At 71.1% G+C, this 14,218-nt stretch carries 12 protein-coding genes; 2 read left to right on the top strand and 10 right to left on the bottom strand.

The features are described 5' to 3' along the window. Position 1: 1 nt before the first annotated feature. Positions 2-652 (bottom strand): dienelactone hydrolase family protein, encoded by a 651-nt coding sequence (locus ACIBEF_RS17775; RefSeq protein ID WP_396794346.1) that lies wholly within the window; start codon positions 650-652, stop codon positions 2-4. A gap of 191 nt (positions 653-843) precedes the next feature. Here ACIBEF_RS17775 and ACIBEF_RS17770 point away from each other — a divergent pair, with 191 nt between their 5' ends. Beyond that, a complete protein-coding gene (locus tag ACIBEF_RS17770; RefSeq protein ID WP_396794345.1) occupies positions 844-1,038 on the top strand; it encodes a hypothetical protein in 195 nt (64 codons plus the stop codon). A gap of 72 nt (positions 1,039-1,110) precedes the next feature. Here the strand turns inward: ACIBEF_RS17770 and ACIBEF_RS17765 are convergent, their stop codons facing one another. The 9 genes from ACIBEF_RS17765 to ACIBEF_RS17725 form a co-directional block, all read right to left on the bottom strand. Beyond that, the gene (locus ACIBEF_RS17765) at positions 1,111-3,483 is read right to left on the bottom strand and encodes a glycoside hydrolase family 65 protein (protein ID WP_396794344.1); all 2,373 of its coding nucleotides are present in this window, start codon (positions 3,481-3,483) and stop codon (positions 1,111-1,113) included. Further along, positions 3,480-4,283, bottom strand: a complete 804-nt coding sequence (locus ACIBEF_RS17760; RefSeq protein ID WP_396794343.1) for an HAD family hydrolase — start codon at positions 4,281-4,283, stop codon at positions 3,480-3,482. The genes ACIBEF_RS17765 and ACIBEF_RS17760 overlap by 4 nt, the downstream gene beginning before the upstream one ends. Positions 4,284-4,342: 59 nt before the next feature. Next, a complete protein-coding gene (locus tag ACIBEF_RS17755; protein ID WP_357232408.1) occupies positions 4,343-4,807 on the bottom strand; it encodes a DUF4442 domain-containing protein in 465 nt (154 codons plus the stop codon). Between the two features lie 71 nt (positions 4,808-4,878). Then, positions 4,879-6,177: an ABC transporter ATP-binding protein gene (locus ACIBEF_RS17750; RefSeq protein ID WP_396794342.1), complete on the bottom strand. Its 1,299-nt coding sequence runs from the start codon at positions 6,175-6,177 to the stop codon at positions 4,879-4,881. 124 nt (positions 6,178-6,301) lie between these two features. Beyond that, on the bottom strand, positions 6,302-8,512 hold the full coding sequence (locus ACIBEF_RS17745) for a CDP-glycerol glycerophosphotransferase family protein (RefSeq protein WP_396794341.1): 2,211 nt from the start codon (positions 8,510-8,512) through the stop codon (positions 6,302-6,304). Between the two features lie 14 nt (positions 8,513-8,526). Next, on the bottom strand, positions 8,527-10,587 hold the full coding sequence (locus ACIBEF_RS17740; protein WP_396794340.1) for a DUF5941 domain-containing protein: 2,061 nt from the start codon (positions 10,585-10,587) through the stop codon (positions 8,527-8,529). Next, entirely contained in the window at positions 10,584-11,330 is a 747-nt protein-coding gene (locus ACIBEF_RS17735; RefSeq protein ID WP_396794339.1) for an ABC transporter ATP-binding protein, read from the bottom strand. The genes ACIBEF_RS17740 and ACIBEF_RS17735 overlap by 4 nt, the downstream gene beginning before the upstream one ends. A 1-nt stretch (position 11,331) precedes the next feature. Beyond that, positions 11,332-12,159: an ABC transporter permease gene (locus ACIBEF_RS17730; protein WP_366340310.1), complete on the bottom strand. Its 828-nt coding sequence runs from the start codon at positions 12,157-12,159 to the stop codon at positions 11,332-11,334. Between the two features lie 71 nt (positions 12,160-12,230). Continuing rightward, on the bottom strand, positions 12,231-13,601 hold the full coding sequence (locus ACIBEF_RS17725; protein ID WP_396794338.1) for an L-serine ammonia-lyase: 1,371 nt from the start codon (positions 13,599-13,601) through the stop codon (positions 12,231-12,233). A gap of 378 nt (positions 13,602-13,979) precedes the next feature. Here ACIBEF_RS17725 and ACIBEF_RS17720 point away from each other — a divergent pair, with 378 nt between their 5' ends. Continuing rightward, positions 13,980-14,189: a PspC domain-containing protein gene (locus ACIBEF_RS17720; protein ID WP_030486383.1), complete on the top strand. Its 210-nt coding sequence runs from the start codon at positions 13,980-13,982 to the stop codon at positions 14,187-14,189. Positions 14,190-14,218: the final 29 nt, after the last annotated feature.

The following is a 14,218-nucleotide window of genomic DNA, read 5'->3' as shown; positions in this document are numbered from 1 at the left end:
ATCACCGAACGAGGTGCGTGGTGAACCACATGCCAGCCTGATCGGCGACCTGCTCAAGGGTGCCGGGCTCCTCGAAGAGATGGGTGGCGCCGGGGATCACCCGCAACTCGCCGACCTCCCCCAACTCGGCCAGCGCCCGCTCGTTGAGCGTGACCACCTCTTCGTCCAGCCCGCCGACCAGCAGTAACGTCGGGGTACGCACCTGGGCCAGCGCGTTCCCGGCCAGGTCCGGCCGACCACCCCGGCTGACCACTGCGGCCACCCGGTCGGCGCGGGACGACGCCGCGACCAGGGCAGCGGCAGCACCCGTGCTGGCCCCGAACAGACCGATCGGCGCATCGCCGGCAGGACGCTCGACGGCCAGCCAGTCGACGATCCCGGCCAGCCGGCTGGCCAGCAGCCCGATGTCGAAGCGCAGTTCGGCTGTTCGCGCGTCCACCTCGTCCTCGGCCGGGGTGAGCAGGTCCGCCAGCACCGTGCCGAGCCCACTGTCGTTCAGCGTCCGGGCCACCGCCACGTTGCGCGGGCTGTGCCGGGAACTGCCGCTGCCATGCGCGAACAGCACCACGCCGACCGGCTGTGCGGGCAGCGTCAGGTCGGCGGGGAGTTGGGCGTCCCCGACCGGAATGGTCACGCTGCGCTGCTCGTCCATGCCCCACCTCCGCGTACTCGCCGGTGGCCCGGGTACCCCGCCCGCCGCCGGGCACGCGCGCCGCGACGGCGTTCACCCGGGGCCGTGCGCCCGCGGCCGGGCCGCGTTTGTCGGCTGGGGCGCCGGGTACGCGACGAGCGACCGCAGACCGTGTCGGCGCAGCCGCGCCCCGACGGATCGCGAGGATCGCCATGGCCAAGCAGCAGATTTCCCGGCAGCAGCAGCTGACCGAGCGAACCCAGCGTGAACAGGACGCCGACCGCAACCAGGACGTCGGGGACCAGGATTTCGGCGACCAGGCCGCTTCGGCCCGGCTGCCCGACGACCCGAAGGCGGCGGCGCCCCGGGACGCGATTGGGCGTCCGTCGACCGGTGAGCCGGTCTGATCAATTTCGGCCGGCAGGCCGGTTCGATCAACAGCGTGGGCGGGCGGGGCGGGAAGACTCCCACCCCGCCCGTCACTGTTCGCGTTCGGGCAACCGCAGCAGCGGGGACCGGCCCGGTGGCTGCTCGGGCGGCGGGCCGGACGGCTCGGCCGACGGCACCGGTACCGTCACCGGCTCGTCGCAGGTCACCCGCAGCACCTGGTCATGGTGGCGCAGCTCCACCACGTCGTCCGGGCCGCCGTGTCGCAGCGAGTACGTCGTCTGGTGCGGCCGGACATCCACCCGCAGCGACAACCCCCGCCACTGGAGCGAGAACTCCAACCGGCTGAGTCGGCTGGATAGCCGGGGGGCGAAGGACAGCTCGCCGTCGTGGTCGCGTAGACCGCCGAACCCGCTGACCAGGGCGAGCCACGCGCCGGCCAACGACGCCATGTGTACGCCGTCGCGGGTGTTCTCGTTGAGGTCGTGCAGGTCCATCAACGCGGCCTCACGCAGGTAGGTGTGCGCGAGTTCGGGGTGGCCCACCTCGGCGGCGAGCACCGACTGGGTGCACGCCGACAACGACGAGTCGCGTACGGTGCGGCGCTCGTAGTAGAGGAAGTTGCGCACCTTCTCCTCGGGCGTGAAGGCGTCTCCCCGCCAGTGCATGGCGAGGACCAGGTCGGCCTGCTTCACCACCTGCTTGCGGTACAGCTCGAAGTACGGGTAGTGCAGCAGCAACGGGTACTTCTCCGCCGGTGTGTGCGTGAAGTCCCATTCCTGGAGTCGGGTGAAGCCCTCCACCTGCTGGTGGACCTCGAGCTCACCGTCGTACGGGACGTGCATGGAGGTGGCGGCGTCGCGCCAGCTCGCGGCCTCCTCGTCGGTGACGCCGAGGTGGAACGCCTCGTCCCGGTGGCGCATGACCACGTCGGCGGCGGCCAGCAGGTTCCGCTGCGCCATCAGGTTGGTGTAGACGTTGTCGTTCTTCACCGCGGTGTACTCGTCCGGGCCGGTGACACCGTCGATGTGGAACTGCCCGTGCCGGTCGTGGTGGCCGATCGAGCGCCACAGCCGGGCGGTCTCCACCATCAGCTCCAGCCCGATCTCCCGTTCCAGCTGGGTGTCCCCGGTGACCATCACGTAGCGGCGCACGGCGTCGGCGATATCGGCGGCGATGTGGAAGGCTGCCGTTCCGGCCGGCCAGTACCCGGATGATTCCGGGCCTCCGATGGTGCGCCAGGGGAAGGCGGCGCCCTTGAGGTTGAGCGTCTCGGCGCGTTCCCGCGCCGAATCCAGCGTGCTGTGTCGCCACTGCAACGCGCTGCGCACCGCGCTCGGCTGGGTGTACGTGAGCACCGGAAGGACGAACATCTCGGTGTCCCAGAAGGCGTGACCGTCGTAGCCGGGGCCGGTCAGCCCCTTCGCCGAGATCGGCCGCTGCTCGGCCCGCGCGCCGGCCTGCAACACGTGGAAGAGCCCGAACCGAACCGCCTGCTGCACCTCCGGGTCGCCCTCGACCAGCACGTCGGAGGCGTCCCAGAACGCGTCGAGGTAGTTGCGCTGCTCCCGGTGCAGCCCGTCCCATCCGTCGAGCCGGGCACCGGCCAGTGCCGCGCCGACCTGGTCGCGCAGCCCCGGCAGGGACCGGCGACTCGACCAGCTGTACGTCAGATACTTGATCACCCGCAGCTTCTCGCCGGGCTGGAGCACGCAGGCGATAGTGGTCCGCACCCAGTCCTGGTAACCCTCGGACTCGATGGTGGTGTGGTCCGGGCCGTGCACCTCGTGCTCCATGGCGGCGGCGACCCGCAATCCGGAGACCTTCGTGCGGTGGATCAGCTGGCCGCCGTCGGGGGTGGTCAGCTCCTCCTCGGCCTGGAGTGGCGACTCCAGCACCGCCGCGACCCGAGGGTCCTTGCTCTGCGCGGGCAACGATTCGTTCGCCACCAACTCGGACTGCACGATCAGCCGCAGCGGGCCGTCGACGGCCTCCACCTCGTAGCTGATGGCGGCCACGGACCGCTGGGTGAAGGAGACGAGACGGGTGCTGCGGACCTTGACCTCCCGGCCGGCGGGCGAGCGCCAGTGCAGCTCCCGGTGCAGCGTGCCGGCCCGCAGGTCGAGGATCCGCTCGTGGGCGATCAGCTCGCCGTAACGCACGTCGAGCGGTTCGTCGTCGACCAGCAGCCGGATCAGTTTGCCGTTGGTGACGTTGACAATGGTCTGCCCGGACTCGGGGAAGCCGTAGCCCGCCTCCGCGTACGGCAGGGGACGCAGCTCGTAGAACGAGTTGAGGTAGGTGCCGGGCAGGCCGTGCGGTTCGCCCTCGTCGAGGTTGCCCCGCAGGCCGACGTGCCCGTTGGAGAGCGCGAAGACCGACTCGGACTGGGCCAGCACGTCCATGTCCAGCCGGGTCTCCCGGACGTGCCACGGCTCGACCGGGTAGGCGCGCTCCCGAATCATCCGGAGCCTCGTTCGGCGGCGAGCGGGTCGGTGGCGGTGCGGTTCGGCGCCGGGGGGTTCGCGCCGTCGAGCAGGTCGGCGAGGTCGGTCACCACGATGTCGGCACCGTGGGCCAGCAGCTCGTCGGCCTGCCCGACCCGGTCGACGCCGACCACGTAGCCGAAGCCACCGGCACGGCCGGCGGCCACCCCGGAGAGCGCGTCCTCGAAGACGGCGGCCTGCGTCGGGTCGACGCCGAGCAGCCTGGCTCCGGCGAGGAACGAGTCGGGGTGTGGTTTGCCGCGCAGCCCCTGCGTGCGGGCGACGATCCCGTCCACCCGGGCCTCCAGCAGCGGCTCCAGCCCGGCGGCGGCGACCACCTCGCCCCCGTTCGCGCTGGCGGTGACCACGGCTCGGCGGAGCCCGGCGGCGGTCGCCGCCTTCAGATACCGCACCGAGCCCGGGTAGACCTCGACGCCTGCGGTACGCAGACGGTGCAGCAGCAGGACGTTCTTGCGGTTGCCCAGGCCGTTGACGGTCTCCGCCTCCGGCGGGTCGTCCGGGCTGCCCTCGGGCAGCACGATCCCTCGGGAGGCGAGGAACGACCGCACGCCGTCGGCCCGGGGGCGGCCGTCGACGTAGCGGTTGTAGTCCGGGCCCGGATCGAACGGTTGGAACGGTTCGCCGGAGGTCGTGGCGCGCTGACGGAGGAACTCGTCGAACGTCTGCGTCCAGGCGGCGTTGTGTACGCGGGCGGTCTGCGTCAGCACACCGTCCAGGTCGAAGAGACAGGCGGTCACGTGAGCAGGTAGGCCCAGCACGGTACGAATCTATCCACCCTGCTGGGCACGCAAACCCGTTTCGGCCGCCCTGAGGCGTTTCAGTTCGGTCGCAGCGTCCAGATCACTGTCATCTCCGAGGTCGGCTTGCCGTCCTCGGTGGTGATCTGGACCGCGACGGGGAATTCCGGTCGTCGACCGGCGGCCAACTCCTCGGTCACCTCGGCCGCCGGCCGGCCGAGTCGCGCGGTGGCCAGCACCGGACCCATGGCGAGTTTCCGGTAGGCGATCTCGGCCCGGACGGCCAGTGGCACGGCCCGGTCGAGCAGTTGCCCGAAGGCAGCCAGCACGACCGCGCCGGAGGCCGTCTCGCCGAGGGTGAACATGGCACCGGCGTGCGGCCCGCCGATGTGGTTGTGGGTGGCCGCCGAGTCGGGCAGCCGGACGACTGCCCGCACGCCGCCCTCCGCCTCGGGTGCCACCTCGACGAACTCGATACCGAGCGTGCGAGCGAACGGCACCGCTTCCAGCATGCCGGCCGCCACCTGGCGGGAGTCGATAGTCATGGCATGACGTTACTCACCGGTAACCAGGCCGGCAACCAGCGATCTCGCCGCCAGGGCACGGTCGGACGTCGTCAGCGCCAACCCACGTCGATCCGGTCGCCACGCTCGTCGAAGAAGTGCAGCGCGTCCATCCGTACCGAGACGGCGAGCGGGTGACCGGCGCTGACCGCCGGGTACGGTGCCAGCCGCACCGCCAGCTCCGCCGGGCGGCGGTGGTGCCGGCCCGGATCGGGAAGCACGCTGGTCTGGACGCCACTGGGCGGAGCCTCCTGCGCGTCCACCGGCTTGCCGGTGAGCCGCTGCATCACCGAGCCGAAGCGGCGTAGGCCGCGTTGGCCGACCGGCGGCGGTTCGAGCGGGGCACCCATCTCGTCGACCACGATCGCGGTCGCGCCGATGTCGAGGAACGCCAGCGACTCGTGCCCGTGGTGCTCCAGGTAGCGGATCCGCCCGCGCAGCACGTCGCCGGGGCTGTCCGGTGCGACCGGGGTGAGCGCCTCGGCCCGCATGCCGACGACGATCCGCTCACCGTGGTAGTGCGCCACCGCCCGACTGCGGATGTCGTTCCAGGGCAGGTAGAGCGACTGGTCACCGAGGTTGAGCGTGACGTACCGGTCGAGATGGACGTAGACCGACGCCTCCAGCAGGTTCATCCGTGGGCTGCCCAGGAACGCCGCGACGTAGAGCGTCGCCGGCCGCCCGTACACCTGGGTTGGTGTGCCCACGTCCTGGAGCACGCCGCGGCGCATGATCGCCACCCGGTCGGCCATGGTGAGCGCCTCGGCCTGGTCGTGCGTGACGTAGACAGTGGTGACGCCCAGCTCGCGGGTCAGGCCGGAGATCTCCGCGCGCAACTCGGCGCGCAGGCCGCTGTCCAGGTTGGACAGCGGCTCGTCCATCAGGAACAGGCCGGGCCGGCGGACGATCGCACGGCCCATCGCCACCCGCTGCCGCTGCCCGCCGGAGAGCTGACCGGGCTTGCGGGCCAGCACGTCACCGATGCCCAGCGCGCTCGCCACGTCGCTGACCCGCTCGCCCCTCGGCTCTGGCTCGACCCCGGCCAGTCGCAGCGGAAAGGCAATGTTGTCGCCGACCGTCATGTGCGGGTAGAGGGCGAAGTCCTGGAAGACCATGGCGATCCTGCGGTCGCGTGGGGGGAGGTCGTTCGCCAACTCCCCGTCGAGCATCACCGCACCGGTGGTCGGCTCCTCCAGCCCGGCGATCATTCGCAGCACTGTCGACTTGCCGCACCCGGAAGGCCCGAGCAGCACCATGAACTCGCCGTCGTTCACATCGAGGTTGATGCTGTCGACGGCCAATGTGCCATCTCGGAAAACCTTGGTCACATCCTTGAGCGTGACGGTGCTCACCGTCTTCCCCCCCAGCGCGTAGGCCGAACCCCCCAAGACTGTGACCAGGATCATGGGTTTGTGACATCGGGTAAACGTCTCATGTTCGATCGATGACACTGCTATTACGCGACAGAAATCGCGATCAGCAGCGCGTGGGCCGCTCGTCCGGTTCCCCGAGGAACACCCGCCGCACCACGCGCTCCGCCGCCCGCCCGTCGTCCAACGTGCAGAACCGGGCCCGGAAATGCTCGCGGGCCTTGGTCGCCGCGTCCGAGCGCACACCGTCGGTGCGGAACACATCGAGCAGATCGGCGAAAGTGGAGGCCACCGCACCCGGCGGTTCGGCGGTGACGTCGAAGTAGACCCCGCGGGCCAGCCGGTACGCCTCCCAGTCCGGGGTGTAGAGCACGATCGGCCGGTCCAACACCGCATAGTCGAACATGGCCGACGAGTAGTCGGTGACCAGCACATCCGCCACCAGGTACAGATCCTCCACCCGTTGGTGGCCGCTGACGTCACGAACCCGCTCCCAGTCCCTCGGCTGGCCGGGGCGGCGATCACGGTCGTGGAAGTAGTGGCTGCGCATCAGCAACCGGCCCGAGTCACCCAGCGCCTTGACGAACCGGTCCGGGTCGAACGGCGGCCGGTAGCCGGGCAGGTGCTCGCGGTGCGTCGGGGCGTACAGGACGACCTGCTCATCGGGGTCGAGGCCGAACTCCGCGCGGAGTCGGCGCACCTCGTCCGGGCCCGCGGTGACCAGGCGGTCGTTGCGCGGGTACCCCACCTCCAGCGTGGTGTACGAGGCCGGGTACGCCCGGTCCCACATCTGGGTGGAGAAGCTGTTGGCGCTGACGCTGTAGTCCCACCGGTCCACCCGGCGCAGCAGCCCGGCGAAGTCCATCCGGCCCGCGCCGATCGGGTGGCGCTGCTGATCAAGCCCCATCACCTTGACCGGCGTGCCGTGGTGGGTCTGCACGTGCACCTGTTCCGGTCGCTTGCGGACGAAGTCCGGAAAGTTGACGTTGTTGACCAGCCACCGGGCGCGAGCGAGCACCCGGTAGTACGCCGGTGTGCCGGCCACCACGTACTCCACTCCGGCCGGCACGGCCTCCACCCGGTCCCGGCGCACCACCCACACCCCGCGCACCCCCGGCGCCAACCGGCGGGCGACCTCGTAGATGGCCGCCGGGTTGCAGGAGTAGCCCCGGTACCAGTACGCCGCGTACACCGCGAGCGTCGGGTCGACCGGCCGCCGCAACTCGGCCCGGTAGTACTCACGCAGCAGCCCGTCCCGGGTCAGCCGGGCACCGCGCCGGGCGACCGGGCCGACAGTGCGCCGCGCGGTGCGGGCCCGCCGACGGGCGGCGTCGCGGGCCCGGCTGGCGGCCCGCAACGCGCTGAAGGTGCGCCACCGGCCGGAGGCGACAAGCTTGTGCTTGATCCCCTCGACGCCGTCCGGCACCGGATAACCGCCGGGCGGCAGCCAGCGCTCGTAGTCGGCGGTGATCTGCGCGAAGAACGCCTCCCGAAGTTCCGGCGCGATCCGCTGACCGTTGCCGAGCACGGTCAGGTAGTGCCAGATCATCCGTTCGAAGACCGCCGGCCGCAGGGCCTCCGTCGCCGGCCCCCACGAATCCATCAGATGGAAGACCCGGTGCCACTGCGGGAACACCTCGAAGTGCCGGTCACCCCGGGTCCGGGTGATGGCGCCGGCGCGGCGCTGGCGGTAGTTGACGCAGACCCGATCGAGTACGCCGATCCGGTGCGCGGCCATCAGCACCGGGTAGCTGAAGGAGACGTCCTCGTACCAGCCGGGCGCGAAACGCAACCCCAGGTCGTCGAGGAACTCCCGCCGGACCAGCCGGTTCCACGCGGTGTGCAGCAGGTGCATCGCCTGCGGCCGGTCCCGCAGGCGGAAGGTGCCCGGCCCCGGGGACTCCGGAAACACCTCGGCCATCGCGCTGCGGGTGGCGGTGTCGTTCCAGTGGGTGCGGACGTGGTCGACCAGCAGGACGTCCGGGCGGGTCACCCGCAACCGTTCGGCGACCTCGGTCAGACACTCCGGGGCCAGCCAGTCGTCGCCGTCGAGGAACCACACGTACTCGCCGACGGCCCGGTCCAGCCCGATGTTCCGGGCCGGACCGAGGCCGACGTTCTCCGGCAGCCGGACCGAGTGGACCCGCTGGTCGCGGGCCGCGTACTCGTCGATGATGTCGCCGCTGGCGTCCGGCGAGCAGTCGTCGACGGCGATCACCTCGATGTCGGTCTCCGGCTGACCGAGGATGGAGTCCAGGCACTCCCGCAGGTATCCCTGCACCCGGAAGGCCGGCACCACGAAGCTGATCAGAGTCATCCGGCCGCCCTCCGTCAGCGCGGCGCGGCACCTCCAGCGCCCGCCGGCGCCACCGACGCCCGCGCGCTACGGGCCGGTCGCACGAACCAGGCCAGGACGACGCTCACCACGAAAACCACGAGAAGGTACGCACCGAGTGTAGCCAGTCCGATACCCGCAATACCGGCGATCGCCGCGAGGGCCAGCAGCACCGAACGCCCGTCCCAGCCCAGCGTCGCCGCGTGCAGGGGCGGTGCCGCCTGCCGCTTCTCCAGCCGGGCGGTCAGGTCGTAGTGGTGCACGGTCAGCACGAAGACGTACCCGAAGATCAGCCAGCCGGGTGCCGCACCGACCACCCCGACCGCGATGGCGAACAGGTACTCGGCGGCTCGCAACGCCGCGGGCACCAGCCAGTCCAACGGGCCGTTGTGCGCCGCACCGGCCCCGAGGCCACCGATGAGCAGCGCCAGCAGTGCCACCGGCACCGCCCAGCGCAGCCCGTCCGGGGCGTCGCTCAGCAGCGCCGTTACCAGAAGCACCGCCGGGCCGAGCGCCGCGATGACCGCCAGGGTCAGCGGTCCCATCGGGCGGACCACCGGCAGCCAACGGGCCAACGGCCCGTCGTCGCGGTGCAGGGTGGCGTCGACCGTGTCCAGCACCGGCACCCACATCCACCTGGCCCGCAGGGTCCGCAGCGCCCCGGTGTACGCGAATGCCAGCACCCCCCAGACCAGCACGGCGATCAAACTGACCAGTGGGTTGAACAGCGCCACGGTCAGCGCGATCAGCGCCCACCGCTCACCGATCGGGAAGACCACCGTCCGCTTCAGCCAGTACGACACCGACCCGGTGTCCGCCTGCACCCGGGTCGACGCGGCGTTGAGCCGGTCGCCGATCCCGCCGCTGGCGTTCGTGGCCGTACGCGGGCGGCGGGCCGCCTCGTCGTGCAGCACCCCGTACCAGGTGTCGGTCATGTGCCGGACGGTCTGCAACGTCATCGCGGCGATGGCGAGCGCCCACCCGTTGCCCAGCCCGGCGTGGCTCACACCGAAGCCCAACCCGGCGTAGACCAGGTACTCCTTGGCCCGGTCCGCCATGGTGTCCAGCCAGCCACCCCAGGCGCTGAAGTGCCGGGTGTAGCGGGCCAGCTGGCCATCGACGCAGTCGAGCACGAAGCCGAGGTAGAGCAGCACCGCGCCACCGACCAGCGCGGGCCGCCCACCGACCCCGAACAGCACCGCCGCGCCAAGCGCGAAGAGCACCGAGATCACCGTCACCCCGGTCGGGGTGAGCCGGAGCCGGGCCGAGAGCCGGACCAGGTACGGCGACCAGGTGCTGACGAAGTAGGTGGAGAAGAAGTCGTCCTTCTCCTTCACCGACAGCCGCAACTCGGCCCGGTCCTCGTCGACAGCGGTCACCGCCGCCTCGGCAGCGGTCAGCCCGGCCGGGTCCTCGACCCGGTGGGCGACGAGCAGGCGTACCCGCTGGGCGAAGACCAGGGTGCCGAGCGCCGTGAGGCCCGCGAAGAGCCGGTCCACGGCGGACCCGGGGCCACCGGCCGCCACCGACCCGCCGGCCCCGACCCCGCCGGTCGCCGGCAGCGGCGCCACGTCTCCGGCCGGGCCGATCGGCGCGGCGACGGGAAGCATCCCGGACGCGGCGGCCCGGGCGGCGGCCGCGAGGGTCGGCAGGTCGTCCACGCCGACCCGCAGCGCGCCGCCGAACACGCCGGTGGCGGCCCCGTCGAGGGCGTCCAACGCGCCGGCGTCGACCACCTGGCCGCGCTCCTCGCGCACCGCGGTCCGACCGGGCACCGGCGGGTCGCCGAGCACCAGCGCCACGGTGGGGCCCACCGGGCTGGTGGCCAGGTGCCGCAGTACGGCGGTGTGCGCGACCAGGTCGGTGCCGGTGACCAGCACCGGGGCGGTCGCGGTGGTGACCAGGTCGGACAACTCGTCGAGGGTGGCGGCGAAGCGCACCTGGTCCGCCCCTGCCAGCCGCAACTGGGCGGCCAGCCGGTCGGCCAGCGGCTCACCTGTCGCCGTGGTGAGGCCCGCCGCGGACGTTCCGGCGGCGAGCACGATCGCGAGCGTCACCGCGGAACCGCTGCGTGGTACGCGTCGAGCGCCTCGGCGATGGTGCCGTCGAGCGTCAACCGGCCCGCGTCGAGGTACAACCCCCGACGACAGAACCGGGTCAGGTCCTTTTCGTTGTGTGACACCAGCACCAGCGTGCGCCCCTCCCCGAGCAGACGATCAATCGTCGCGTAACACTTCTTGCGGAACTCCGCGTCCCCGACCGCGGTCACCTCGTCCATCAGCAGGATCGGGTGCGGCAGGTGCGAGATGATCGCGAAGCCCAGCCGCACCTTCATCCCCGACGAGTAGTGCCGCACCGACGTGTCGATGGCCCGTTCCACCTGCTCACCGGCGAACTCGACGATCTCGTCGAAGTGCCGCTTCAGGTAGCTCGTCGACAGTCCGTGCAGCCCACCGACCAGGTGCAGGTTCTCCCGCCCGGTCAGGTCGTTGGAGAAGCCGGCGGACAACTCCAGCAACGGCGCCACCGCGCCGTTCACCCGGATGCCGCCCTCGTCCGGGATGAGCACCCCGGCGATCAGCCGCAGCAGGGTGCTCTTGCCGGTGCCGTTGCGCCCGATCACCCCGACGGTCTCGCCGGGCTGCACTGTGAACGACACGTCCCGCAACGGCCAGAACTGGCCGGGCAGCGCGCCACGGGAGCCCCGGTGGATGAACAACTCCCGCAGGCGGAGCTGACGGCGACGGTTACGGACGAACCGTATGCCCAGGCCGTCGGCCTCGATGATCGGCGCGGCCACCTCACAGCTCCTTGAGCACGGCGGGCTCCAACCGGCGGAACGACCACCAACCGGCGGCCAGCACCAGAAGGCTGCCGACGATCGTGGTGGCGAGCAGCCGGGCGTCCGGGAACTCGTCCGGGTACCAGACCGCGTGGTGCAGCTGGAAGATCCCGACCAGCGGGTTCAGCTCGTACACCACCTTCAGCCAGCCGGGCAGCCCGGACTCCCGGACCAGGCTGAGCGGATAGATGATCGGCGTGGCGTAGAAGAGCACCCGGATGATCAGTCGCATCAGCCGTTCCACGTCGCGCATCAGCACGTTCCACGCGGACAGGAGCAGGGCGAGCCCGGTCAGCAGGACGGCCTGGACGGCCACCGCCAGCGGCAACGAGAGCAGCGACCAACCCGGGTGGATCCGGCCGTGCACCGCGTAGATCACCGCGATGGCGATCAGGATCGGCAGGCCGGCCGCGTACTCGGCGAACCGGCCGGTGACCCGGCCGATCGGAAACACCTGACGCGGCACGTTCATCGTGGTGATCAGCCGGGACTGGCCGGTCAACGCGTTCGTCGCCTCACTCAGCGCGGAGCTGGTCCACATCCAGGCGAAGATGCCGGTGATCAGGAACAACGGGTACGACCCGGCCGCCTCACCGAGGTGCCGACCGGTGTCCCGGGAGTAGAGCACCCCGAAGACGAACCAGTAGATGGCGCCCATGCCGAGCGGCTCGATCAACGACCAGAAGTAGCCCAGCACCGACTGCTGGTACTTGACCGCGAGATCCCGCCTGACCAGGATGCGCAGCGAGTTGCGGTGCGACCACAACGCCGCGACGCCAGAGGTCACCGCAGCCTCCCGCCTCCTGAAACGGACGACAGGTTAGCAGTCGGTGAACGATTGCCCCGAATCGACCGGACTCAGCACTCGATCACGTTGACGGCCAGACCGCCACGCGCCGTCTCCTTGTACTTGACCTTCATGTCGGCGCCGGTCTCCCGCATGGTCTTGATGACCTTGTCCAGCGACACCTTGTGCACCCCGTCGCCGCGCAACGCCAACCGGGCGGCCGTGATCGCCTTGATGCTAGCCACCGCGTTCCGCTCGATGCAGGGGATCTGCACCAGGCCACCCACCGGGTCACAGGTCAACCCGAGGTTGTGCTCCATCCCGATCTCGGCCGCGTTCTTCACCTGCTCCGGGGTGCCACCGAGCGCCTCGGCCAGCCCCGCCGCCGCCATCGAGCACGCCGAACCGACCTCACCCTGGCAGCCCACCTCGGCACCCGAGATCGAGGCGTTCTCCTTGAACAGCACACCGATCGCGCCCGCCGTCAGCAGGAACCGCACCACGCCCTCGTCATCGGCGGCCGGCACGAACCGGGTGTAGTAGTGCAGCACCGCCGGAATGATCCCGGCCGCGCCGTTGGTCGGCGCGGTGACCACCCGGCCACCCGCGGCGTTCTCCTCGTTGACCGCCAGCGCGAACAGGGTCACCCAGTCCATCGCGTGCAACGGGTCGGCCGACCCGGCCTCCGCCTCCAGGCCACGCCGCAGCTCCGCCGCGCGCCGCCGGACCTTCAACCCCCCGGGGAGTACGCCGTCGCGCTCACAGCCGTTGCGCACGCACTCCTGCATCACCCGCCAGATCTCCAGAAGACCGGCCCGGATGTCCGCCTCGCTGCGCCAGGAACGCTCGTTGGCGAGCATCACCTCGCTGATCGACAGCCCGGTGCGGGAGGTGACGTCGAGGAGTTGCGCCCCGGTCAGGAAGGGGTACCGCACCACGGTGCTGTCCGGCTTGATCCGGTCCGCCCCGGCAGCCGCCTCGTCCACCACGAACCCGCCACCCACCGAGTAGTAGGTGCGGCTGCGCAGCACGGCACCGGCCCGGTCGTACGCCGCGAAGGTCATCCCGTTCGGGTGGTACGGCAACGACCGGCGGCGGTGCAGCGTCAGATCCCGATCCGGGTCGAAGTCGATCTCGTGCGCGTCGAGGATGTTGATCCGCCGCTCGGCCCGGATCCGCTCGACCCGAGGACCGACGGTGTCCGTGTCGACGGTCTCCGGCGACTCGCCGGCCAACCCGAGCAGCACCGCCGGACCACTGCCGTGGCCGTGCCCGGTGGCACCCAGCGAGCCGAACAGCTCGGCCTGCACCCGCGCCGTGTCGCTGAGCAGCCCGTCGGCCTTCAGCCCTCCGACGAACGTCCGCGCGGCCCGCATCGGCCCCACCGTGTGTGAGCTGGACGGCCCGATACCGACGCTGAAGAGGTCGAAAACACTGATCATGGCTGCGCTTCCTCGCCGTCGTCCCGGCGTACGGGACCCGGCCGGGTCGTGACCGCCGGTCTGGCGGCCCCGCTCGTGACCGTCCGGGGTATGGGTGCCGGCCTCCCGGGGTGTGGAAGGCCGATCAGCCAGCCTACCCGCCCAGCTCACCCGCCACCCGGTCCGGGACGTGAACACCCGACCACCGTCTCCCGCCCCACGCCCCGCCCCGCCCGGCTGCGGCGGGCGGCCCGGGGAGGCGTCAGCGAGGGGTTGCCCGGGTAAAGCACCTACGGGTCCACGGGTCGCCGCTCATCCTCGGGACCGAGGGCGAGGTGGCCATCCCTTTCTACCGTGGATTGCAGACGCGGCGCACCGCCGCAGAGTGGGAGTACGACGATGAGTCGCAAACTGGTCCGGCCCCGCGAGGGGCGCATGATCGCTGGTGTCTGCGCCGGCCTCGGGCGGCGGTTCGGCATGTCGGCCGGAATGGTCCGGCTGCTGTTCCTGCTGTCGCTGCTGCTGCCCGGCACGCAGGTGATCGTCTACCTGATCCTGTGGGTGCTGATGCCGAACGAGGACCGCTACCTCGCGTCCACCGGACACTGATCCCGCGCCACACCCCCACGGAATCGTAG

It is taken from the genome of Micromonospora sp. NPDC050795, from assembly GCF_044456785.1.
Taxonomy (GTDB): domain Bacteria; phylum Actinomycetota; class Actinomycetes; order Mycobacteriales; family Micromonosporaceae; genus Micromonospora.
The sequence above is the reverse complement of the archived record's forward strand: the minus strand, read 5'-3'. Positions and strand labels throughout refer to the sequence as shown.